Genomic DNA, 23,167 nt, shown 5'->3' on the forward strand with positions numbered 1-23,167 from the left:
GTGAACGGCGGGCGGGGCAGGGCGCCCCGGCCGCCGTCGCGTCATCAGGCGACCGGCACGTTCCAGACGTCCTTGGCATAGCCGCGGATCGTGCGGTCGGACGAGAACCAGCCCACCTTGGTGGTGTTGAGGATCGCCCGCTCGGTCCAGCGCGAGCTATCGCGGAAGTCGCGGTCGGCGTCGCGCTGGCGCTGGAAATAGGCCTGGAAGTCGGCGGTGACGAGGAAGTAGTCGCCGCTGTAGAGCACGTCGGAGATGCCGTGGTAGCGGCCGTTGTCGTCGGACGAGAACTCGCCCGAGACCAGCGAGCGCATCACCTCGGCGAGCACCGGATCGCCCTCGATGGTCGGGCGCGGGTCGTAGCCGTGGATGCGGATGTCGGCGACATCGGCGGCAGTGAGGCCGAAGATGTAGATATTGTCCGGGCCGACCCGCTCGCCGATCTCGACGTTGGCGCCATCCAGCGTGCCGATGGTCAGCGCGCCGTTGAGGGCGAGCTTCATGTTGCCGGTGCCGGACGCCTCCATGCCGGCGGTCGAGATCTGCTCGGAGAGGTCCGCCGCCGGGATGATGATCTCGGCCAGCGACACGTTGTAGTTCGGCAGGAACGCCACCTTCAGCCGGTCGCCGACGATCGGGTCGTTGTTGATCACCTTGGCGACGTCGTTGGCGAGCTTGATGATGCGCTTGGCGATGTGATAGCCGGGCGCCGCCTTGCCGCCGAAGATCTTCACGCGCGGCGTCCACTCGGCGCCGGGCGTGCGACGGATCGCGTGGTAGAGCGCGATCGTCTCGAGGATGTTCATCAGCTGGCGCTTGTATTCATGGATGCGCTTGATCTGCACGTCGAACAGGGCGGACGGATCGACCGTGATGCCGAGCCGCGCCTTGATCTCGGCGGCGAGCCGCAGCTTGTTCTGGCGCTTGGCCGCCGCGAACTTCTCCTTGAACGACGCGTCGGTGGCGAAGGCGGTGGCGGCGTCGATCTTCTCGAGGTTGCCGATCCACTCGGTGCCGATCGCCTCGATCAGCAGATTGCGCAGCGGCGGATTGCATTCATAGAGCCAGCGCCGCGGCGTGATGCCGTTGGTCTGATTGACGATGCGGTCCGGGTAGATCTTGTGGAACTCGGAGAACACCGTTTGCTTCATCAGTTCGGTGTGCAGCGCCGAGACGCCGTTGACCCGCTTCGAGCCGATGAAGGCGAGGTTGCCCATGCGGATCTCGGCGCCGTGGTCGATGATGCGGATCGCGTCGAGCGACACCGGCAGGCCCTTGCCCTGCACCTCGGCGAGGTGGTGGTAGTCGATCCACTCGATGATCTGCATGTGCCGCGGCAGCACCTTGCGGAACAGGCCGACGTGCCAGCGCTCCAGCGCCTCGGGCAGCAGGGTGTGGTTGGTATAGGAGAGGCACTTCCGCGTGATCTCGAACGCCTCGATGAACGGCAGCCGGTGCTCGTCGGCGAGCAGGCGCATCAGTTCCGCCACCGCGATCGCCGGGTGGGTGTCGTTCATCTGGATCGAGACGTGGTCGGGCAGCAGCTTCAGGTCCGAGAACTCGGTGAGGAAGCGGCGCAGCAGGTCCTGCAGCGAGGCGGAGGTGAAGAAGAACTCCTGCTTCAGGCGGAGTTCCTTGCCCTCGGCGGTGGTGTCGTCGGGATAGAGCACGCGCGAGATCGTCTCGGCGCGGATCAGCTTCTCGGCGGCGTTGAGATAGTCGCCGCTGTTGAAGCGGCGGAGATCGAGGATCTCGGTCGGCTTCGAGGACCAGAGCCGCAGCGTGTTGACGTGCGCGCCCTTCCAGCCGGTGATCGGCGTGTCGTAGGCGACCGCGAGCACGGTCTGCTCGGCGTGCCAATGGGTCTGGCCCTGGCCGTCGAACGAGATGTGGCCGCCGAACTTGATCGTGTACTTGACCTCGGGCCGCTCGAACTCCCAGACGTGGCCGGACACCAGCCAGTCCTCGGCCTCCTCGATCTGCCAGCCGTCGTGGAAGCGCTGGCGGAACAGGCCGTGCTCGTAGCGGATGCCGTAGCCATAGGCCGGGATCGCGAGGCGCGACATGGAATCGAGGAAGCAGGCGGCGAGCCGGCCGAGGCCGCCGTTGCCGAGCGCCGCGTCGCTCTCCTGGCCGAGCAGGTCTTTGAGCTCGAGGCCGAGTTCGCCGAGCGCCTCGATGATCGGCGCCTCGATCTGCAGGTTGGCGATGGCGTCGTTGAGCAGGCGGCCGATCAGGAATTCCATCGACAGGTAGTAGACGCGCTTGCCGTGCTTCGAATATCCGGCCCGGGTCGCGGCGAACCAGTGGTCGACGACGTGGTCGCGCACCAGCAGGCCGAGCGCCACCGACCAGTCCTGCAGCGTCGCGTGCTCAGGGTCCTTGCCGACGGCATAGGCGAGCTTCTCGACGAGGCCCAGGCGAATGCTTTCGGTCGTTGCGACGCGCGGTGCCGTCACCGGTTCGACGCTGATGTTCATGTCCACTCCTGACGCTGTCCGTGTCGGCGAGGCCGCTGCAAGCCCCCGTGCCGTCGCCGCCGGAAAATTCGTTGGATCGAAGCTAGCCCCCGGCTTTGTGGCAAGTCCAGAGCACGTTCGCCGCACTGCAGAAAGATCAGACGAGTTTTCGCAAAAATGGCCTCGACGGCGGACGAAATTGTCTGATCTCGCATGACTTTGGCGCGAGCATTGCGTCTGGCGCATTGCTCGGCGTCGCCGGAGCGGGCCGTCAGGCCTTTTCAATGAGATGCGACAGCGCTTCGGCCTGGATGTCGAGGGTGAAGTGCTCCATGACCCGGCGGCGCCCGGCGGCGCCCATCTCGCGGCGCTGGCGCGTGGGCAGCGCGTCGAGCCGGGCGATCGCCGCGGCGAGCTCACCGACGTTGCCGGGCTCGACGAGGAAGCCGGCGTCGGGGGTGACGGTTTCCTTGATGCCCATCAGCCGCGAGGCGACCACCGGCAGGCCCATCGCCATGGCTTCCTTGACAACGATCGGGCCGGTGTCGCGGCTGCCGTCGGGCGCGACCTTGTAGGGGCCGACGAGGCCGCGATAGGCCGGTCCGTAGGTGGCGATCCATTCCGTCGGCCGCGCGCCGAGGAAGCGCACCCGCCCGGGCAGCTTCGCCTCGGCGATGGTCTGCAGGTAAGGCCGCAGCGGGCCGTCGCCGATGATGTCGAGGCGCGGGCAGTCGGGACCGAGCGCCTCGAGGGCGTAGATCAGGTCGTCGAGGCCCTTCTGGACGTTGAGGCGGCCGATGAACAGCATGCGGCCGTTGTCCTCCTCGTCGTCGCGGACCCGGAAGTAGGCGGGGTCGGTGGCGTAGGGGATGGTGGCGATCAGCGGCAGCGGCGTGATCTCGGTGAGATCGCTGGTGAGATCTTCGCTGACCGAGACGACGAAGTCGGCGGCTTCCAGCTTCAGCGGGAGGTCTTCCGGCGGGGTGCCGCGATAGAGTTCGCGCCCGTGCACCACGAAGGAGACGCCGGCGCCGATCCAGCGGCCGGCGGTGATGGCGCAGGCGGCGGCGAGGTCGGCGAAATGGGCGTGCAGGTGGCTGCAGCCGTTGCGCTCGGCGACGGCGGCGACCTTCAGCGCGTCGATCAGCAGCCGGTACCACGGCGCCGACGTCTGGGCGAACAGGAAGCTCGAGGCCGCGAAGGCCCGGGTGCGGCGGGCGGCGCCGATCGACAGCAGCCCCCACAGCACCGCGCCGACCCCGACGTCGTCGAGGTAGGTCGCGGCGGCTGCAAAGCGTGCGTCGGCCGCCTGGCCGGGGGCGGCCGGCCGCTTGAGCACGATCGGAACCACCCGGTGACCACGCCGCTCCATCGCGCGCATTTCGTTGCCGACGAAGGTTTCGGACAGCACCGGGAATTCCGAAAGGACATAGCCGATCGTCTTCAAACGCAAGGCCTCTTTCGCCGGTCCGCCCGATGGACGAAGCACCCCTCCAAGGCGGGCATGTTAACTTGCTGCAATGCGAAAGGAAATCCCGTTGGCGCCCGGCCGGAGCGCGGCCTTGTCGCGCGGGGCGGCGTGCTCACCAACGATTAACCATGATGCAGACAATTGTCCGGATCCGGCGCGGCGGGGAACGAACGTTGAGGCATCGGGTTGTAAGTTCAGGTCAGTATGATGGTGAAGACGCGGTACGGTTCGTCAGTCGGGAGGCGAAGAACGTGGCCGGCGATCTTGAAAATGGAATGACGAGGTCTGGTTATGAAGGAGGAAAAGAAGCGTCTTGACGAAATGATCATGCACGCGATCGGCGACCGTTATCGGACGTCCGTCCACGACTTGTGCCACGAGCCGTTGCCCGAGGGCATGCAGAAGCTGCTCGCCGAAATGGACGGCACCTCCGCCGGCGGCCATCCCCCGCAAGGCAGCGCCTCCGGCAACGCTCAGCGTCGCTCGAGGTGAGAACGCCCAGCGTCGCTCGAGGTGAGACTGATCGGCATCGAGGCGGACTGACTGAGGCATGACCGGCCCAGAGGGAGCCGGCGCCGAGGCGAGGGCAGGTGCCTTCGGCAGACTGACCCTTACGCATAGCCGCCCCTGAGGGGGCTGGCGCCAAGGCGAGGGCAGGTGCCTAAGCGGACTGAAACCTACGCATAGCCGCCCCTGAGGGGGGCGGCGCCGAGGCGAGGGCAGGTACATGGGCAGACTGACACTTACGCATAGCCGTCCCTGAGGGCTGGCGCCGAGGCGAGGCCAGTGCCTAGAAGCTGGCGCTGAGGCGAGGTGAGGCGAGGCAAGGCGCTGCGGCCGATTGCCGAGCCAGACGGATGCCAAGCGCAACGACGATCCGCAACGACGATCACTCGCTCACCGAGTCCGTATCGCCCCTCGCCCAGCAGCGCCACCCGCCCGGCAGCACAAAAGAAGCCCCGCCTCCGACAGGACCGACGTCGGCGCATCGCCCACGGATCCACCGCCCCGGCCTCGCGCACTCCCCGGCACTGCCACCCCGCCATACCCTTGAATCCCCCCGGCCCCGCCTGTATCACCCGACGACGCGGGAGGGATGGCCGAGTGGTTTAAGGCAGCGGTCTTGAAAACCGCCGTGGGTGCAAGCCCACCGTGGGTTCGAATCCCACTCCCTCCGCCACTTACCGTTGTGAACGATGCCTCCCAATCCGGCTGTGGCCGGATTTTTCCGCTGTTTTCGGGGGTCGTGCGGATGGGACTGAGTACGTGCTTTAACGCCGAGACACCCAAAGACGCTCTCTGTGGGCCAATGTTCTCCGGACCATATGCCTGCGCAAAAATGGCAAGCCGTCCATCAACGCCTTGAAATCGTTAGAATATGTCGAACGCAAAGCTTGAACACTTCGATGCTAGAGTCACCTGACAGATCATAGATTGAGCTCCAGCTATCTTTGTTCGATTATCGAGTTTGGCTCAAAAGCTCGAGGGCGGCATGCTGCAAGCGGGCGATGCTTCTCGGGATCGCGACGCTCTCTGAACGCCTGCGCGACGGCACCTTCTGGACCCGTTGTCGTCTGCCCGAGATCGACCGAGCCCTCCTGGCGCGCCTTGCCGACGAAGTCCAAAGCCTGCGACCCGGGCGCGGCGCTCGAACAGGCGATGCATGCTGGACTACGCCCGGCGGCGCGATCAGGCGCGGGCTTGTGCGGCTCGGCCCTGATCGCCTTTCAGAAAGTCGACCAGAAATTCTGAGACCGGATCAACGCCGGTTATCAGCAAATGGTCACGAGCGCGCGTGCAGGCGACGTAAAGTAGGTGCCGCTCGGTATCGTAGACTTCCTCAAGGTCGGCATCGTCCCCAACGCTCTCAATCCGTTCTTGAAGTGGAATGACTTCATCGTCGCAAGCCATGACGACGACGGATCGGAATTCCAAGCCCTTGGCGAAGTGCATCGTGCTGATGGCGACGGAGCCGTCTTCGCTCTCAACTTTGTCGCTGAGTTGAATGGACCGTGCGCCGGCGATTTTCATTGCGGCCCATGCCCGGCTGAGTTCGGCGTCGGAGCGCACAAAGACGCCGATCTCGTGTGGCTGGCATCCCTCGCCCAGTCGCTGCGCTATCCATGTTCCGACGGCTTCGGCTTCCTTGCTGATATCCTTGCACACCGTCACTAGTGGCGACGGGCCGTCGAACATCGAAACCGTTCCGCGCCGCCCTTCGGCATTGCCATCGACGTCGGAAACGGTGGACGGCAGCAGGCGATCGGCGTGCAGGCGGATCTGGTGCGAGGTGCGGTAGTTGATCCGCAGGGTGAAGGAGCGGCCGCGCACGTCGAGCCCGAGCGCCTTCCATGAGAACGGCTGCTGGAAGATGCGCTGGCCGAGATCACCGGTGAAAAACAGCCCGTCGGGCCGACCGCCTCCGAGCGCGGCGAGGAAGCGCGCCTCGGCGACGCCGAGATCCTGGCACTCGTCGACGACGGCATGGTCATAAGGCCGCTCCCCGCTCGCCGCCAGCCGTTCGGTGAGGCGGCCGAACACGTCGGCAACGGTCACGGTACCGCGCGCTGCGAGGCCATCGCGGACGTGGCTGAAGATCGCCCAGAGCAGTTCGCGCTGCTTGCCGCCGATCCGGGTCTTGCGGCCGAGCCGCGCGACGTCGCGGTAGGCTTCCCAGGCGTGCAGCTGCCAGGCATCGACGATGTCGGTCCACTCCCCGAACAGGAAATGCGCCGAAAACCGCTGCCCCTCCACCCTCGCCGCCGCGTCCGCGATCAGTGCGCGGATCAGCTCGGCGCCCGCGATCTCCGGCGGGCCGAACTGCTCGGCGTAGAGGTCCCGACCGACGGCGGTGATCGCCTTGACGGTGATGCGCGCGGCGATCTCCGGCTCGGCGGCGACGAGGCTGGCGAGCTTCACCTGCAGCGAGTTGGCGAGCGGCGGCGAGAAAGTCGTCAGCAGCACGCGGGTGGTGGGGGCCGTGCGGGCGAGGTGGACGGCGCGGTGCAGGGCGACGATGGTCTTGCCGGTGCCGGCCGAGCCGGAAACACGGGCCGGGCCGGCCAGATCGCGCGTCACCAGCGAGCCCTGCGCCGGATGCAGGAAGACCGCCCACTTGTCCCATGGGTAGTCGAGCGCCTGCCGCAGTTCCTCGACGTTGGTCAGCACGCGGAAGCGGCGCTGCGCGTCGGGATGGGCGAAGGGGTCGGCCTCGACGGCGAGTGGCGGCAGCGGCTCCGGCGTCTCGCCGACGGCGAGCTTGAGCAGCGCCTCCTGCGCCTCCTGCGGCAGGTGGGCGATGATGTCGAACAGCGTGTCCTCGGTCGCCGTGCGCACGTCGTCGACCCAGTCTTCGGGCACGCCGAAGGCCATCAGCTCGTACTTGCGCAGGTTTGCGAACAGGTTCCTGCCTGGCTGTGCGGCAGGCACCGCCGGTGCCGCGGCGTCCCTCGGCCGGACCACCGCGATCTCCTCGACGCGCTCGCGCACCTCGACGAGCTGCATCGCGCCGGTGGTCGGGTGGCGCTCGATCCGGCGCCGCTCGGCCCAGCCATAGGCGTCGTCGTGGTGGTCGACATAGGCGAGCAGCAGGCTCTGCCCGGTGCGGTGCACGATCAGCCGGATATCGGCATTGACCCGCACCGACCAGAAGTTCTGATCCCGCGCCCGGTCGAGCTTGTGGAACGACAGGCCGGGCGCCGACGGGTTCATCTGCAGGTCGAAGGCCGTGGTCTTCGCGGCCTTCTGCTCCTGCGCGGTCAGGCGCGCGAGACTGTCGGTGAAGGTGTCGGCGATGCGGAAGTCCATCAGTCGTCGCCCGGCGTTGCCTTGATGATGCGGTCCCGGAGCACAAGTCTATCCTGCTCATACCGAGCGAGCAGGTTCGCCGATGGGACGACCGTGTCGATGAAGCCCTCTGCATCAAGCGTAAACTCGATCTCGGCCGGGGAGCGGTTGCTGAGCCACTTCATGCAGCCTGCGTCGAGCGACCGAACCCTGCCATCCGGTGTGCGGAACGCATAGGGCACGGGCGCATCGAGGGCGAGAAAAAGTCCGACAAACATCCTCTCGAATGCCGCCACCCAAGGCGTATGCCCCGTCCCGCTATCATGAAGATCTTCGAGGCGATAGAAATTCGGGGACTGGCCCCTCGATATGACGTGATGCGATCTCGCATTTTTCATCGGAGGGATGAAGTAGGGGATGTCGGCAGCGTCGGTTACAAATCTCATATCGAGCTCTTACCCTAAAAAGACACCATGTAAACATTAGCTTCAGACATCCATCAGGCGTTGGCCCCGAGCGTCTCCATCGACATTCCATATCATTCTGCGAATTAGTTTTTCTTCAGATAGCAAATTACTTTCAGTCGTCCTTCCTGAATCAGCGCTTGTGAGGTTGGATTGTGACATTGACAAGCGTCGATGAGTTCTATGGCTTCATCGTCCCTTCCTTGTTTTGCTAATGATCTCGCTTCGGCCCAAAGTTGATTCTGGGACAAGTTGGCGAAAGGCCGCTGCGCGTAGGCAATGCAGCTAGGAGTTCGATCTCTTACTGCCTGTTGAGCCGGGGTGCGGGTTGCGCCGCCTGTTCCACACCACCAAGCATGTCCTATTGCGTTGTGCGGCGTCATTGTAATGTCGATTCCCTCACAGAGGTCCGGAACTGGTGGGGGCACGACGGCAACCTCCTCGCGCGCTCGTTTCTCTTTTTCTTCCGCCGCCTCTAGGTTAATTGCTGCGGCGAAACCTCCAAACCCCACCAACAACAAAACAAAAGCAACCATTCGTACGCGCCAGTCGCGTTCACCGCGAAAGAACGTCAGAGCCACGATTGCTAGCGCGAGAATCGTGAGCGCAGCAAGTCCTAGTGGCGACGAGGACGCCTTGATGATCTCAGCCCAGTTTATCGATGCGGCGCTGTCCATTGTTTCCTCGCTCGCTTCACTCCACCGTAAACACCTTCATAACCTCATCCCCCAAGTGGTTGATCACCTTCACCGCGATCCGGCCGCTCGCAGGTTTTGCAAATGGGCGGGAGGTGTCGGAGTGGAGGGTGTCCCAGGCTTCCTGGTCGATCTCGGCCTTCAGCGTCGTCTTCAGCGCCTTGTAGGGGTCGTTGGCGCCGAGGAAGTAGGCGTGGCGGACGAAGAAGCTTTCCTCGTTGTAGTCGGTGTCGAGCATCCACAGCGCGATGCCGTCGGTGCCCTCGGAAATCACCTCGCCGGTCTGCGGCTTGAACACGTCGACACCCCAGATCTCGACGAGCACTTGGTCATCTGGAAGAGCCTCCGCAGCTGCGATAAAGCGCTCACCCTTCGCCTTTTCCAGCTGCAGGCGAGTTACGACAGCTTTCGTTTCGTCGTCTTTGAGTTTCGAATGCCCAGTCAATTCGTAGTTGATGGTTTGAATTCGGGCTTTTCTATTCTCGATCTCCATCAGACATTTGGCAGTCCCCCCAACGACAAAGCGGATGTCCGGCTCGCCGAAGATGACGAAGAGGTTGCCGGCGCCGGTGGCTTTCAGGTCGGCGCCCATGTGCAGGTCGGGGTTCATGCGGGCTTTGAGCACGGTGACGCGGCCGAGGCGGTCGAATTCGGCGGAATGGGCGTCGTAGCTGAAGGCGCAGGCGACCAGCACGTCGAAACCGGCGTCGCCGGCCTCGCGCGCGGCGGCGACGAGGTCGGGGCGCGAGACGGTGCCGAATTCCGGGCCGATGAAGATGCCGGCGCGCTTCACCTTCGGACTGGCGCCGGCGCCCGCCGCGTCCGGACCGGCGGCGCTGCCGCCCGGCTCGCCTTCAAGAAACAACCCCTCGGCGCAGATGAAGCGGCCGGGCCAGCCGGTCAGGCTGGTGAAGCTGATCCGGTCGGCCTTGTGCGCCTGCTGCAGGCCGGCGGCCTTCAGGTTTTCCAGGATCATGTGGGCGAAATCGGTGACGGCATCGCCGCGCTCGGCGGTCTTGCGCCGTCCCTCGGCGGCCTCCAGCAGGTCGATCAGCTCGTCGTTTTGGTCGACGGCGAGGGTGCGGTGCGGCGACAGGCTTTCGACCGTGAAGGGACCGGCGACGCGGACGCGGGAATTGTCGGCATAGGGCTTGTCGTAGAGATATTCGAACTCGGCGCGGGCGGCGATCGAGGCGTCGATCTCCTTCTGCCGGGCGATGCGCGCGTCCCAGAAGCGGGCGAGCGCCTCCCGGGCCGCCGGCGGCCAGCCGCCCTTGCCGGCCACCTCAGGCGCCTCGCGCGGAATTTCCCATTCCATGAAGCCGTCCGCCGGGGCGGCCTCGCCGGAGGGCAGCGTCACCTCGCCGGTCGCGGCAAAGTCGATCGTCGCCCCGGCGCGCCCGCCGGTCTCCACCTTGAAGGAGACGGGATGGCCCTTCAGCGCGGCGTTGAGCGCGGCGCGCGCGTCGTCCACGGCCGGCTGGCGCCTCTCCCAGATCACGTCGATCTCGGCGTTGTTGGCGATCGATTTCAGCGTGATGTGCGGCACGCGCTCGTAGACGAAGCCGTGACGAACGTCGCCGCGCGTCGGCGCCATCTTCGGCGCCGACCGCGTCACCTCGCCCTCTTTCCGCTGCCCCTCCGGGCTGTCGGCGAGCAGGTAATAGGGATAGCGCGCGCCCATCAGCCGCGAGCGGGCGAGCGCAATGGCGACACGGCTGGTGTCGATGGTGATCCAGCGCCGCCCCCATTGCTCGGCGACGGTGGCCGTCGTTCCCGAGCCGCAGGTGGGGTCGAGCACGAGGTCACCGGGGTCGGTGGCCATCAGGATGCAGCGGGCAACGGCGGCAGAAGATGTTTGAACCACATATATTTTCGGATCAGATCGGCTTTGAACAGCACCACTGATGTCTGTCCAAACATTGCCCTTTTCGATTACTGCAAAATCGGCAAGTTGCCGAATATATTGTAGCTTTGCGCCTCGCGTTCCTTCAATTCGAGTTGCCTTTGAAGCGCGCGCCAGTCCGGTGAGGCTTGTTTTCCAATGGTTTGAACTACCCGGATGAATTCGGTTTCCCTGAAAGGTGAAGTCAACCGTCGTGTCCGGTCGGAACTCTGAGCTAACGAGGTTGTCACCGCGATATGCCTGCAAATCAGTCGATAGAACGGTCGGGTCGTCCTTTTCCGCAGCGGTAAGCACCCGCGTTTGTCCGGCCGAGTCAATGGCACGCGAATATCTACCGCTTGCGCTTTCGACGTCCATTTTCTGAACAAACATCCTGCGGAATTTCGTTTTGTCGGAGTTCTTCGCATAAAATAAAATTACGTCATTCTGATCAGTCAGATAATTGGTCGAAACGCCAGTCACCTTCTGGATAATGATGCTGGAAATGTAGTTCGATTCCCCAAACACCTCATCCATCACCGCCCGCACGCGATGGACGTTCTCGTCCCCGATCTGCACAAAGATGCTGCCGCTCTCGTGCAGCAGGTCGCGGGCCACGGTCAGCCGGTCGCGCAGGTAGGTGAGGTAGGAGTGGATGCCGTCGCGCCAGGTGTCGCGGAAGGCGCGCACCTGTTCCGGCTCGCGGGTGATCTGGTCCCTGGCGCCGTCCTTGACGTCGCGCGAGGTCGTCGACCACTGGAAGTTCGAGTTGAACTTGATGCCGTAGGGCGGGTCGAAATAGATGCACTGCACCTTGCCGCGCAGGCCCTCGCGCTCGGCGAGGCTTGCCATCACCGACAGGCTGTCGCCCGAGATCATCCGGTTCGACCAGTGCTGGTCGTGGGCGTAGAATTCGGTCGCCGCCTCGCGGTCGGGCAGGCCGTTGAAATCGGCGAAGAGATCGGGGGCCGGCGGGGCGTCGGCCATCGCCCGGCGCCTCGCCTCCCGCTTCAGGTCGTCGATGATGACCTTCGGGTGCACCTTCTCCTGGATGTAGAGCGGCGGGGCGGCGACGATCAGGTCCGACCAGTCCGCGACATCCTTGCCGCGCCAGACCAGCTGCGGATCGAGATCGGGGTTGCGCCGCGGATAAGCGAGCTGCACCGGCGTCTTCTCCGCCTCGCTCATCACGCTCTCATACTCCGCCGTCGGAATATTCTTCCGCGTGGCGGCATCATGGCGCAGGCTCTCGACGGCGATGGGCTTCTTGGTCATCACTGTTCTCCGTCCCTACTGCTGAGATCTTGTCCGAAGAACAGATTGCAACCGATATGACTGATTTGGAGATCTTCTCCGCATGAGTGAGTATGAATGGATAGAAACGACCATTTCAGAGTATGGTTTGTAGAAGCTCCCTTTTGATTGCAAGGCAAATTTGTATCCATGTAATTTCGTATTTCGTCCATTAAGACAGAGATATTTTTTTTCTTTACATATGTGATAACAAGGCCACGCCCCTCGCGCCCTGTTGTGTACCTGTTTAGTAATTGGTCGAGTCCAGATACATGGTATGCTGGTCCATTGTAAATTTTGGCCTCTCCAAGTTTTCGGCGTTTCGGGCTACAGTGATCTGCTTCGATAACAAGATCAACATGTCCATTTGAATTTGTTTCTTGGGTAACGGTTAGTCCTGGGATCGATAGTGCAGCAGCAAGCACCCCAGTAAGCCCATTCTCGTTCAAGTTAGCGTAGTTCTTTCCATTTTGCTCTATTTTGATGACGGCGTCTTCTAAAATGGCATCAAACGCTTTGTCGAATTCAATCTCATTTTTAGCCGACAACAATTCGAAATACGATGGGGCCTTGCTTTTTGCCAGCAGGAACAGGGCAAATAAGCTATTTTCGGTGTCGGTCATGACGTCACCTCAGTAGATGCTGCCAAGGTCCAGCTCACTTCAATGTTCGAGGCCCAAGTGCGCCAATCCGCATCGGACATAACTCCATCTTTAAGCCAGTCGCTTAATTTGCGAACCAATTCAGCCTCAGAGATATTCTCCTGTTCGGAGTTATTCGCGTGCATCACCATTCTCAGCAGTCCAACCGATCGGCTGGAGAGAAGCGCAACCACAGCCAGAGCATCCGAAATTTCGCAATTTACCTCATTTGTTGCGGCACGAATTGAAGAAAGATTAATTGAATTTTGAACTGACGATTCAAGTTTTTTCCATAAGGCTTTATTGAATCGAGTTAGATTCTGTTGATCTCCAAAGTGTGTTTTTATTGAATATTCAGATCTAACGCGCCTTGATTCAAAATTCATCCCAGTTGAGTCTGCTGAAAATTTAAGTATTAGTTTGTTGAACTCCGCCTCGATTTCATAGACGGCGGTGAACTCGGCGAAGGCCCAGCGGCCGAACTTGCCGAGGTTGTTCACGCCGGGCACCCAGTAGGCGCGCATGGTGTTCGCCTTCTCCTTGGCGTCCTCGCCGCGAAAGCCTTTGATCTCGACAATGAGGTTGAGCGGTTCCGGCCGGCCGTCGTCGATCCGGACGATGAAATCGGGGAGATATCTGTGGGCGGTCGAGCCGGTCAGATACGGCACCTCGAGGCCGAGGCCCTGGTTCTTGACATAGGCGCGCACGCGGGGATGGGCTTCGGCGACGCGGCAGAATTCCGCCTCCCAGTCGCTGTCGCAGACGACCCAGTTGACGTGACACTTCGGCGGCGGGCCGCCGGTCTCCCAGCGGGTTTCCTTCGAAGTCGTGAAGTTGACGAAGGCCGTAGAGCCGGTCGGATTATAGGCGTCGAGGATCGCCTTGACTGGGTTCTCGCCGACCAGGCTGAGCGTGATCGCCGCCTTGATCCGCTCGGCCGCCATGTCGGCGATTTCCTTGTAGACCAGCTGCGCCGGATAGGTGCCGCCCGTGCAGCGCAGATAGCCGCCCTCCAGCCACTGGCGCGTGATGCGCTTCAGCTGGCCGAACAGATGCAGCTTCGGCTCCTCGCCGGGGTCGCGGTATTTGGCGTAGAGCAGGTGCCGGGTGAGGTGGAACAGGATCGTCGACGCGCGCATGTCGTCGAGGTGGGCGATCGTGAGGTCGACGCCCTCGCCGATGATGCCCTGGTTCTTTGTCACCGAGGGCCCGACCAGCTGCGGCGTCAGTTCGAGCACGTGGTCGGGGCCGAAGCTCGCCTCCAGCCGCTCGTCGGGCAGTTCGACCCGGTAGCCCTCGACGCGCGGAAAGACGATCTCGAGGCCGTCGCGATCCGGCTTCACGGCGTGGACCCGCACCGTCTCGCGCGGCTTGGCCGGCGGCGAGACCACCGGTTTGGCGGCAAAGTCGAACGGAATGCCGAGCACGTCGGCATATTCGACGTTGAACAGGCCCTGGTCGTTGAGCTCGTAGGACTGGCGGCGCAGGCCGCGGCCGACCACCTGCTCGCAGAGCAGCTGGGTGCCGAAAGCGCGCACGCCGAGGATATGAGTGACGGTGTTGGCGTCCCAGCCTTCGGTCAGCATCGACACCGAGACGACGCAGCGGATCTGCTCGCCGAGCTTGCCCGTCTTGCCGACGGTGTTCATCACCTCGCGCAGCAGCGTCGCCTCATCGATGTCGTCGCCCGCCTGGGCATTGCCGGTGCGCTCGACCATCTCGCGGCGGAAGCGCTCGATCTCGTCGGCGGCGATCTCGCGAAAATCCTTGTCCAGCGCCTCGCCGGATTCGAGCTGCGCGCTGTCGATCAGGATGGTGTTCGGCCGAGCGATGCGGTTGCCGAAGTCGTCGTAGTTCTGGAACAGCGGCAGGCGGCCGTTCTCGAGCGTGGTCGATCCGTCGTTGTTGTCGCGATGGAAGCCGGAGACGTATTTGTAGATGAGCTCGGACGTCGAGGTGTTGTTGCACACGACGATGAAGACCGGCGGCACACCGATGCCCTCGGCCGCCCACAGCGCGAACGTCTTCGCATAGTGGCCGTAAAGGGCCTCGAGCGCGGTCAGCAGTTCGGCGGGCAGGCTGAGCGGGTCGAGCGAGCGGCCGGAGGCGCCGCGCCCCTTCTTCGGCAGCTTCTTGCCGATATGGTCCCAGAGATTGCGGAATTTCGGCGTATCGCCGCCCGGTACGTTGTCGGCGACGGGCACGCGCGGCAGCTTGACGATGCCGCATTCGATGGCGTCCATCAGCGAGAAGTCGCTCATGGTCCAGGGAAACAGCGTGCCCTCGATATAGCCCGACCCACGCAGGAAGAACGGCGTCGCGGACAGGTCGTAGACGAGCGCGATGCCGAGCTTGCGCTTGACCGCTTCGAGGCCGGAAATCCACATCCGGGCCGCCTCGTTGTTCTCCTTCGCCTCCTCCTTTTCCTCGCCCTTCAGGTCGTCCTCGGTGTCGCTGACGCGCTCGCGGTAGCAATGATGCGCCTCGTCGTTCAGCACGACGATCGACTTCATGCCCATCAGGTCGGGCATCACGCGCTGGAGCATCTGGCCTTCGGTTTCGAGTGTCTGCAGCTTCTCGCCGCGCCATCCCTCGATCGCCGTGCGGGTACCCTTGGCGACCTCCATGCGCTCGCGCAGCTTGAAGGCGTGATAGTTGGTGATGACGATCTTGGCTCGGTCGATGTCGGCCAGCATGTCCGGCGGCACGATCTCGCGATGCCGGTAGTAGCTCTCGGTATCGTTGGGCAGCAGGACACGCAGGCGGTCGCGGATGGTGATGCCTGGCGCGACGATGAGAAAGCCGCGGGAGTACTGCCGGCTGTTCGGGTGCCGGACGGCGTTCACCGTCTGCCAGGCGATCAGCATCGCCATGACGGTGGTCTTGCCGGCGCCGGTGGCGAGCTTCAGGGCGAGGCGCAGCAGCTCGGGGTTCGCCTGCGCGTTGGCTCCCTTGATATGGGCCCAGAATTTCGCCGCTCTCGCGCCGAGCTTCGGCGCGACCTCGACGAGCCAGATCGCGGTCTCGACGGCCTCGATCTGGCAGAAGAACGGCTTGATGCCGTTGAACTCGTGGTGTCGCCAGTGCTGCAGCAGGCGGGCGGTTTCCGGGGTGACCAGCCATTGGTCCGGGTTCGGCAGGTTGCGCCAGGTCTCGACATAGGTCCGGATCTCGTTGATGATCGGCGTCGGATTGTATTCCTGCTCCTCGGTCGACAGGTCGTCGTCGCCGCCGAGGGGGAGCGAGCCCTGCTTCTGGTTTTGCCGCCGCTTCTTCGGCTTCGGAACGGGCGTGATCAGGTCCGACCGGCGCCGCGTCTCGATGATCCGGTTGGTGGGCTGGCCATCGGCATCGAGCTCCCAGTGCCGCGCCGGAAAGGCATAGGGCGCGTTGAGGATCGGCTTTTCGAAGAATTGCTCAGTCATGCGCGTCACCTTTCGAGGCTTCGCCTTCAACCGCCGCCTTTTGATCTTTAATCCACTGCTCGAGATCGGATCGTTTGAAACGCCACTGCCCACGCACCTTTATCGCAGGATGCTGGCCGTGCTGCGCCTTCGTATAGACAGCCGTCTCGGCGACTTTCAGCAACACCGCCACCTCAGGGAGCATGAGAATCGAGTCCGGCATGGACCCGACCTTTTCTCGATTCGAATGCATCAGAAGATGCTAGACTTTGCCAAACCTGACTAGGTGTGCTTCAGAATGGCCTTGAAAGCGGACACGGTGCGGATACAAGCAAAAGCCCCGCTGGCGAGGCTTTTGCATATCCTGCTGCATTAATTCTTGTATTTTGGTTGCGGTAGCAGCGTTGGAACCTGTGAAGTTCAGGTTATGAGCCTCAAGTTCAACCGTTGATGTTCGCACTCCAGCGGGTTCGGATCTGGCAGCCGAGCCATCGTCACCTGGGGCGCCTTGTCTCCCGTCTAGGATCGCCCCGACGTTGTCCGGCCCGAGCAGCGTCAGCCGCAGAACGCGGGTCAGGTAGGACGGCGCAATCCCTTCGTGTTCTGCGAGATCGTTGATCGTCGCGAACTGCCCGGTCTCCAGCGCCCGCTTCCACCGGAACGCCCGGGCCAGCGCCTTGACGAGAACCTCTCCGACGCCGCCGACCTCGCCGGCACCGCAATCCCCATCGCCGCAGCCGACGACAACAAGCTGCAGGTGCTCGACATCTTCCGTCCGGCCGTGCGCTACGTCCGCGCGGTGGTCACCCGCGGCACGGCGGACGCGGTGTTCGACGGGGTGTTCGCGGTCCAGTATGGCCCGCTTAAGGGGCCGGTGACGCAGGACGCGACTGTGGCCGGATCTAGACGTGGGTGTCGCCGGGGGAGGGGGCGGCTTGATGTCGTAGGCCTCATCACTGGCTCACCGCCGACCGCGCCCCGCATCAACGCGTGATCTAAACCGGCCTGAGCTTCTTTCGTCTGTGCTGGCCAATGACCGTGCCAACTACGACCCTGAAACTGGCCCCAGTGGTGAACTGCATCGGCGTCAGCTTGCCGAGCTGGACCCACACCCGCTGGCTGCTCGTCGCGAACGATGGACCAGCTCGCCGACGCTTATGGCCATGGGGGCGAGCTTCGCTATCGCTGCAGTCGGCGCGATGACCCTGTTCCATCGCCGCGCCACCTAACGGTAGTTCCGTCCTGGTACGCGTCGTCGACGAAGTTTCCGGCGCGCTCCTCAAGCAAGAGATCGCCGTCGACCTGCCAGCGGCCACGAAATTCCCGTCGCCGCGGCTGTTCCTGAACACCGGTGCGACGGCCGCTGCCGTCGCCTACGATTGCGCCGGGGTCTACGTCGAGGCAGCCTTCTAAAATACAAGGAGGCACCGGAATTTGACTGGACCAAACGGAATGTCCTGAGGCAACGGAGCCTATGTGCGGAGGAGATAGAGGGCGTCTTCGGGCCTTACAGGTTGGCGATGCGCAAGTGCATTGCGCGCACGCACCAACAAGTCTAGCCTTTCGGCCTCAGGTCTTGTCAAATACCCACGCAATTGGAAACGAAGCGCGCCCAGCTCGATTTCTTCAATTGATGAGACACCTAGGCCGCGCAGATGATCGTCAAGCCGCAACCGGCTCCGATGCTCTGCAACGATCTTAAGCCGGCGGCGGGTGATTGCGGGCAGCGTTTTGGCGCCCTCGGGTGGACGAGATGATCGACGTCGAGGTCGCCCCACCGCCACGTATCTTCAATAGATCAGCTGCGCGGCGACGAGCCGCCCCACTCGTGCACGAGCATGTCCCGAAAGCGGACGGCCGCGGGTGAAAGGCGGCGGCCCCGGCGTTCGACGAGGCCGATCGAACGGCTGACGATCGGGTCGACCAGCGTCACGGTCGCGATCAGCGGGTGCTCGACCTGCGGCGTCGCGAGCTTCGGGACCACCGACACGCCGAGACCCGCCTCGACCAGCCCCAATGACGTCGACAGGTGATTGACTTCATAGAACCAGTTGAGATGCAGGTTGGCCCGGGCCAGCGCCTGATCGAGCACCGCGCGATTGCCGGATGTCTTGGAGACCCCGATCATGGGATGGCCTTCGAGGTCGCGCCAGGTCAGCGATCCCGCTTTCGCAAACGGATGGTCGCGGCGGCAGGCCAGCACGAAGGGATCGTCGACGAGCGCGGTGAAGCTCAGGTCGTCGCGCGCCGCACCCGTGATGTTGATCCCGAACTCCACCTCGCCATTCGCGACGGCTTCCAGGCCCTCGTTGGCGGAGAGGTCCAGGATGCGGAAGCGGATACCGGGATAGCGGGCATTGAAAGCTTCGATCACACGCGGCAGGAAGTAGAAGGCCGCCGTCGGCACCGAGGCCAGCGTCACCTGCGCCCGGTGTCGCCCGCCGAGATCCGAGATCGAGAGGATCGATTCCTCGAACTCGTCGACCAGCCGGCGCACGAGCGGCAGCAACTCGCGACCGACGTGCGTCGGCGCGACATGGCGCGTCGTCCGCTCGATCAACTGAGCGCCGACGGCCTCTTCCAGACCCTTGATCCGCCGCGACAGCGCCGGCTGCGACAGGTTCAGCCGCCGCGCCGCCTCGTTGAAGGAGGAATGCTCCAGCACGGCAAGAAAGGCCTTGAGGTCGAGGAACTCGAAATTATTCCGCATCGTGCATAAATGACGCCAATCTTCGCATTTCACAACAGAATGACGATCCGGCATTCCATTCTTCCAACACGCCCTGGAAGGAGCCGACCGCCGATGGACGACCTGATCCGCATTCCTTGCGTGCTGATGCGGGGCGGAACGTCGAAGGGGCCGTTCTTCCTCTCCCGCGACCTGCCCGCCGACCCCGCCACCCGCGATGCGATGTTGATCGAAATCATGGGCTCGGGCCATCCCCTGCAGATCGACGGCATCGGCGGCGGCAACCCGCTGTCGTCGAAAGTCGCCATCGTCGGACCCGCATCGCGCGTCGGTGCCGACGTCGATTACCTCTTTGCGCAGGTCAAGGTCGCCGAACGCTCGGTCGATACCGCGCCCAACTGCGGCAACATGCTTTCGGCCGTCGCTCCCTTTGCGATCGCCTCGGGCCTCGTGCAGGCCGTGCCCGGCGAGACCACCGTCCGTGTGCACAACGTCAACACCGGCACCATCATCGAGGCGCGTGTCGGAACGCCGGACGGGGACCTGCGCTTCCAGGGCGCGGCGGCGATCGACGGCGTGCCGGGAACCGCGGCCCCGGTCTACCTCGCGTTTCGCGAGGCTATGGGCGCCAAGACCGGGCGCCTTTTGCCCACCGGATCGCCGCAGGAGGTCATCGACGGCGTGCCGGTCACGCTGATCGACGGGGCGACGCCAATGGTCATCGCGCGGGCCGAGACCTTCGGCCTGACGGGCCGCGAACCGGCGTCGGTCCTCGATGCGGACCCGCACTTCATGGCGCGACTCGAGGCCGTGCGCCGGATCGCCGGGCTGCGGATGGGCTTCGGCGACGTCGCCGACTCGGTGCTGCCGAAACCGGTTCTGGTCGGCCAGCCCACGGGTTCGGGAGACCTGTCCGTGCGCTACTTCACGCCGCACACCTGCCACTCGTCGCTCGCGACCACCGGCGCGGTCACGCTGGCGCTGGCGGCAACGCTGCCGGACAGCATCGTCGGATCGGCCTTGCCGGAATTCCGTCAGGGTGACCTGACCTGGGAGCACCCCAACGGCACCATGGTCGTCCGGGTGGAGATAGGTGCCGGAGGAGCACCAGCCGTTTTCGTCATGCGCACCTGTCGGCGGCTGTTCGAGGGAGCAGCTCTGGTGCGGCAGCGGAACTGAGGATCTTCGGCCCCGGTGGGAAACCGGGTCCGACGATGAGTTGCTGACTACAAGGGAGGAGATCAAATCATGCTGAAAAACATCACCCGCCGCAGCGCCCTGCTTGCCGGCCTTGCCATGATGAGCGCGGTGGCACTGCCTGCCGCGGCGCAGGACTACCCGTCGAAGCCGGTCACGCTGGTCGTGTCCTATGCGGCCGGCGGCGGCACGGATGCGATTGCCCGCGTCTTCGCGGCGCGGCTGGAAACCGCGCTCGGCGGCCGCGTCATCGTCGAGAACCGCCCCGGTGCCGCGGCCAACATCGGCACCGATGTCGTCGCCAGCGCCGATCCGGATGGCTACACGCTGCTGGTCGGCAACCAAGGCCCGATGGTGGTCAACCCGCACATCTTCAACCTGAAGAACGACCCGGCCGAGGCGCTGGACCCGATCGCCATGATCGCCGATGCCTCGCTAGTCGTGGTGGTCGGGCCCCGGCTCGCGGTCAAGACGATGGAGGAGTTCCTTGCCAAGGCGAAGGAAGGCGAGCTGATCTACGGGTCGGCGGGCAATGCATCGGCGAGCCATGTCGCGACGCTGCTGCTCGGCCAGACCGCCGACATCGCGCTGAAGCATGTGCCCTACAAGGGGGCGGGCCCGGCGGTGAACGATCTGGTCGGCGGCCATATCGACTTCATGGTCACCACGATCCCCTCGGTGATCGGACTCGTCGGCGACGGTACGCTGACCGCCCTGGCCGTGACCGGGACCGAGCGGTTCCCCGAACTGCCCGACGTTCCGACGGTCGCGGAGGCCGGCGTTCCAGGCTACAGCGCCTCCGCCTGGTACGGCGTGCTCGGCCCGAAGGGCCTGCCGGAGGACGTGCGCGCCAGGTTGACCGCCGCGACGGCCGAGACGCTGTCGGATCCGGAGTTCGTCGCCAAGCTGCGCAATGACGGCGGCGTGCCCTCGACGCTCAGCGGGCAGGCTTTCGCCGACTTCATGGCCTCCGAGCGCGCGCGCTGGGGCGAGGTGGTCGAATCCGCCGGCATCAAGGTGGAGTGAGCCCCATGAGCCACGATGCAACGCCCCCGAGGCTGCCACCCAAACCCATCATCGGCCTCGAACGGCTGGCTGGCGTTTGCCTCGTGGCTTTTGGACTGTTCGCCTATTACGCGAGCTCGGAACTGCCGTTCTTCACCCAGGGCGGCGTCGGATCGGGGCTCTTGCCCCGGTCCCTGTCGGTCCTGGTGACGCTGATGGGGATCATCCAGATCGTCGTGACCTGGAACGAGCCGCAGGAGACGACCGGTCGCTGGCCGATCCGCGACATGCTGCCGGTGCTGCTCGGGATCTTCCTGTTCGCCGTCACGATCCGCGGCTTCGACTTCGGCGCCTTCAAGGTGCCGGTGCTGGGGATGGCGGTGGCGACGCCGCTCGCGATCTTCTGCTCGGGTCTCGCCGCCAAGGATGTCCGCGTCGGCGAACTGGCGATCTTCTCTGTCGTGCTGTCGGCCATCTGCATCGCGTTGTTCCGCTACGCGCTCGGATTGTCGATGCCCGTGGCGCCCTGGGCGATTGGATACTGACATGATCGATATGTTCCAGAACCTCGGGCTCGGCCTGTCGGTCGCGCTGACGTTGAACAACGTCTTCTTCTGCTTCATCGGCTGCCTGATCGGCACGCTGGTGGGCGTTCTACCGGGCGTCGGTCCGGTGGCGACGATCTCCATCCTGCTGCCGGTGACGCTGGCGCTGGACCCGACCGGCGCGCTGATCATGCTCGCCGGCATCTACTACGGTGCGCAGTACGGCGGCTCGACCACCGCCATCCTGGTCAATATTCCCGGCGAGGCGACGGCCGTGGTGACGGCCCTCGACGGGCACGAGATGGCGAAGAAGGGTCAGGCCGGGCTGGCGCTGGGTCTGGCGGCGATCGGCTCCTTCATCGCCGGCACCATCGCCACCATCGTCATCGCCGCCATCGGCGTGCCGATGACCCGGCTCGGGCTGCTGTTCGGGCCGGCCGAGTATTTCTCGCTGATGGTGATGGGCCTCGTGTTCGCCGTCGTGCTGGCGCACGGCTCGCTGGTCAAGGCGGTGGCGATGATCCTCGCCGGCGTTCTGCTGTCCTGCGTCGGCGCCGACATGGAGACCGGGCGCGAGCGCATGACCTTCGGACTGCACATGCTGAGCGACGGGATCGAGTTCGTCGTGCTGGCGATGGGCATCTTCGGCTTTGCCGAGATCTTCAAGAACCTCGCCGATCCCGAAAAGCGCGACGTCGTGCGCACCTCGATCGGCCGGCTTCTGCCGACGATGCGCGAGTTGCGCGAGAACGTGGGTGCGATCTTGCGCGGCACCGGCATCGGCTCGATCCTCGGCGTGCTGCCGGGCAACGGCGCGATCCTCGGCCCCTTCGCCAGCTATGCGATGGAAAAGCGGATCTCGAAGCGCCCGCAGGACTTCGGAACCGGCGTGCCGCAGGCGGTGGCCGGCCCGGAATCGGCCAACAACGCCGGCGCCCAGACCTCCTTCATCCCGTTGCTGACCCTCGGCCTGCCGCCGAACGCCGTCATGGCGCTGATGGTCGGGGCGATGATGATCCAGGGCATCGTGCCGGGACCGCAGGTGATCGAGCGCAATCCGGATCTGTTCTGGGGCCTGATCGCCAGCATGTGGATCGGCAACCTGATGCTGGTGATCATCAACCTGCCGATGATCGGGCTGTGGGTGAAGCTGCTGCAGGTGCCCTACAGGCTGCTGTTTCCCTCCATCGTCGCGTTCTGCTGCATCGGGCTGTTCTCGATCTCGAACGAGCCCGCGCAGGTGATGCTGGCCGGCCTGCTGGGTCTCGTCGGGTTCGCGCTCTGGAAGCTGCGCTTCGAGGCGGCGCCGCTGGCGCTCGGCTTCGTGCTCGGCCGGTTGCTCGAGGAAAAGCTGCGGCAGGCGCTGATCATCTCGGACGGCAGCATGCTCACCTTCGTGACCTCGCCGCTGTCGGCGTTCCTGCTGGCGATCGGCGCCGTCGCCCTGCTGATCGCCGTGCTGCCGACGATCCGCCGGTCGCGCGACGAGGTGTTCAAGGACGCCTGACGCATCCGACCGGGCGGCCTCGCGCCGCCCGGTTGGACCGTTCAACGAGGCGCAAAGCGGTCCCGCGCCGGTACATCACCTTCATCGACGCAAGCTCCAGAAACACCGCGTTGTGAAGCCCGGGGC

Annotated in this window: 15 protein-coding genes, 1 tRNA gene and 1 pseudogene; 7 read left to right on the plus strand and 10 right to left on the minus strand. The window is 64.2% G+C overall.

All coding sequences use genetic code 11. The features are described from left to right. Positions 1–44: 44 nt before the first annotated feature. Positions 45–2,480, minus strand: a complete 2,436-nt coding sequence (locus I5731_RS14525; protein ID WP_197312118.1) for a glycogen/starch/alpha-glucan phosphorylase — start codon at positions 2,478–2,480, stop codon at positions 45–47. A 250-nt stretch (positions 2,481–2,730) separates the two neighbouring features. Next, a complete protein-coding gene (locus I5731_RS14530) occupies positions 2,731–3,912 on the minus strand; it encodes a glycosyltransferase (RefSeq protein WP_197312119.1) in 1,182 nt (393 codons plus the stop codon). 309 nt (positions 3,913–4,221) lie between these two features. Between I5731_RS14530 and I5731_RS14540 the strand changes: the two genes are divergently transcribed. After that, complete coding sequence (locus I5731_RS14540) at positions 4,222–4,422, plus strand: hypothetical protein (protein ID WP_197312121.1); 201 nt, start codon at positions 4,222–4,224, stop codon at positions 4,420–4,422. 598 nt (positions 4,423–5,020) lie between these two features. Further along, positions 5,021–5,110, plus strand: a tRNA-Ser gene (locus I5731_RS14545). A gap of 509 nt (positions 5,111–5,619) precedes the next feature. Here the strand turns inward: I5731_RS14545 and I5731_RS14550 are convergent. The 7 genes and pseudogenes from I5731_RS14550 to I5731_RS14585 form a co-directional block, all read right to left on the minus strand. After that, positions 5,620–7,641: a 3'-5' exonuclease gene (locus I5731_RS14550; RefSeq protein WP_235981808.1), complete on the minus strand. Its 2,022-nt coding sequence runs from the start codon at positions 7,639–7,641 to the stop codon at positions 5,620–5,622. Between the two features lie 95 nt (positions 7,642–7,736). Continuing rightward, a complete protein-coding gene (locus tag I5731_RS14555; protein WP_197312123.1) occupies positions 7,737–8,162 on the minus strand; it encodes a hypothetical protein in 426 nt (141 codons plus the stop codon). A gap of 104 nt (positions 8,163–8,266) precedes the next feature. Further along, positions 8,267–8,857, minus strand: a complete 591-nt coding sequence (locus tag I5731_RS14560; protein ID WP_197312124.1) for a hypothetical protein — start codon at positions 8,855–8,857, stop codon at positions 8,267–8,269. A gap of 16 nt (positions 8,858–8,873) precedes the next feature. Beyond that, a complete protein-coding gene (locus I5731_RS19835; protein ID WP_235981810.1) occupies positions 8,874–12,035 on the minus strand; it encodes a site-specific DNA-methyltransferase in 3,162 nt (1,053 codons plus the stop codon). Beyond that, on the minus strand, positions 12,035–12,676 hold the full coding sequence (locus tag I5731_RS14575; protein ID WP_197312125.1) for a hypothetical protein: 642 nt from the start codon (positions 12,674–12,676) through the stop codon (positions 12,035–12,037). Before I5731_RS14575 ends, I5731_RS19835 begins: the two co-directional genes overlap by 1 nt. Before the next feature lie 419 nt (positions 12,677–13,095). Next, positions 13,096–16,119, minus strand: a pseudogene (locus I5731_RS14580) (BPTD_3080 family restriction endonuclease); the annotation flags it as partial. Beyond that, positions 16,112–16,321, minus strand: coding sequence for a helix-turn-helix domain-containing protein (locus I5731_RS14585; RefSeq protein ID WP_197312127.1), 210 nt, complete (start codon positions 16,319–16,321; stop codon positions 16,112–16,114). The gene I5731_RS14585 and the pseudogene I5731_RS14580, both read right to left, overlap by 8 nt. 375 nt (positions 16,322–16,696) lie before the next feature. On the opposite strand from I5731_RS14585, the gene I5731_RS14590 reads away from it, so the two are divergent. Beyond that, complete coding sequence (locus I5731_RS14590) at positions 16,697–17,092, plus strand: hypothetical protein (protein WP_197312128.1); 396 nt, start codon at positions 16,697–16,699, stop codon at positions 17,090–17,092. Between the two features lie 804 nt (positions 17,093–17,896). Here the strand turns inward: I5731_RS14590 and I5731_RS14595 are convergent. Then, positions 17,897–18,808 (minus strand): LysR family transcriptional regulator, encoded by a 912-nt coding sequence (locus I5731_RS14595; RefSeq protein WP_197312223.1) that lies wholly within the window; start codon positions 18,806–18,808, stop codon positions 17,897–17,899. Positions 18,809–18,901: 93 nt separating this feature from the next. On the opposite strand from I5731_RS14595, the gene I5731_RS14600 reads away from it, so the two are divergent. From I5731_RS14600 to I5731_RS14615, 4 genes are all read left to right on the plus strand, one after another. Further along, positions 18,902–19,966 carry a 4-oxalomesaconate tautomerase gene (locus tag I5731_RS14600; RefSeq protein WP_197312129.1) on the plus strand — a complete coding sequence of 355 codons (1,065 nt, stop codon included), beginning with the start codon at positions 18,902–18,904 and terminating at the stop codon, positions 19,964–19,966. Between the two features lie 69 nt (positions 19,967–20,035). Then, positions 20,036–21,010, plus strand: coding sequence for a Bug family tripartite tricarboxylate transporter substrate binding protein (locus I5731_RS14605; RefSeq protein ID WP_197312130.1), 975 nt, complete (start codon positions 20,036–20,038; stop codon positions 21,008–21,010). 5 nt (positions 21,011–21,015) lie between these two features. After that, positions 21,016–21,534, plus strand: coding sequence for a tripartite tricarboxylate transporter TctB family protein (locus tag I5731_RS14610; RefSeq protein ID WP_197312131.1), 519 nt, complete (start codon positions 21,016–21,018; stop codon positions 21,532–21,534). Position 21,535: 1 nt separating this feature from the next. Next, complete coding sequence (locus I5731_RS14615) at positions 21,536–23,041, plus strand: tripartite tricarboxylate transporter permease (RefSeq protein ID WP_197312132.1); 1,506 nt, start codon at positions 21,536–21,538, stop codon at positions 23,039–23,041. The last annotated feature ends 126 nt before the right edge of the window (positions 23,042–23,167 follow it).

It is taken from the genome of Methylobrevis albus, from assembly GCF_015904235.1.
In the GTDB taxonomy this organism is placed as follows: domain Bacteria; phylum Pseudomonadota; class Alphaproteobacteria; order Rhizobiales; family Pleomorphomonadaceae; genus Methylobrevis_A; species Methylobrevis_A albus.

Bases quoted from the DNA above. Each gene is read 5' to 3' on its own strand.
- I5731_RS14525 (WP_197312118.1), bottom strand. From the start codon at position 2,480: ATGAACATCAGCGTCGAACCGGTGACGGCACCGCGCGTCGCAACGACC.
- I5731_RS14540 (WP_197312121.1), top strand. From the start codon at position 4,222: ATGAAGGAGGAAAAGAAGCGTCTTGACGAAATGATCATGCACGCGATC.
- I5731_RS14550 (WP_235981808.1), bottom strand. From the start codon at position 7,641: ATGAACCCGTCGGCGCCCGGCCTGTCGTTCCACAAGCTCGACCGGGCG.
- I5731_RS14555 (WP_197312123.1), bottom strand. From the start codon at position 8,162: ATGAGATTTGTAACCGACGCTGCCGACATCCCCTACTTCATCCCTCCG.
- I5731_RS14560 (WP_197312124.1), bottom strand. From the start codon at position 8,857: ATGGACAGCGCCGCATCGATAAACTGGGCTGAGATCATCAAGGCGTCC.
- I5731_RS19835 (WP_235981810.1), bottom strand. From the start codon at position 12,035: ATGACCAAGAAGCCCATCGCCGTCGAGAGCCTGCGCCATGATGCCGCC.
- I5731_RS14575 (WP_197312125.1), bottom strand. From the start codon at position 12,676: ATGACCGACACCGAAAATAGCTTATTTGCCCTGTTCCTGCTGGCAAAA.
- I5731_RS14585 (WP_197312127.1), bottom strand. From the start codon at position 16,321: ATGCCGGACTCGATTCTCATGCTCCCTGAGGTGGCGGTGTTGCTGAAA.
- I5731_RS14595 (WP_197312223.1), bottom strand. From the start codon at position 18,808: ATGCGGAATAATTTCGAGTTCCTCGACCTCAAGGCCTTTCTTGCCGTG.
- I5731_RS14600 (WP_197312129.1), top strand. From the start codon at position 18,902: ATGGACGACCTGATCCGCATTCCTTGCGTGCTGATGCGGGGCGGAACG.
- I5731_RS14605 (WP_197312130.1), top strand. From the start codon at position 20,036: ATGCTGAAAAACATCACCCGCCGCAGCGCCCTGCTTGCCGGCCTTGCC.
- I5731_RS14610 (WP_197312131.1), top strand. From the start codon at position 21,016: ATGAGCCACGATGCAACGCCCCCGAGGCTGCCACCCAAACCCATCATC.
- I5731_RS14615 (WP_197312132.1), top strand. From the start codon at position 21,536: ATGATCGATATGTTCCAGAACCTCGGGCTCGGCCTGTCGGTCGCGCTG.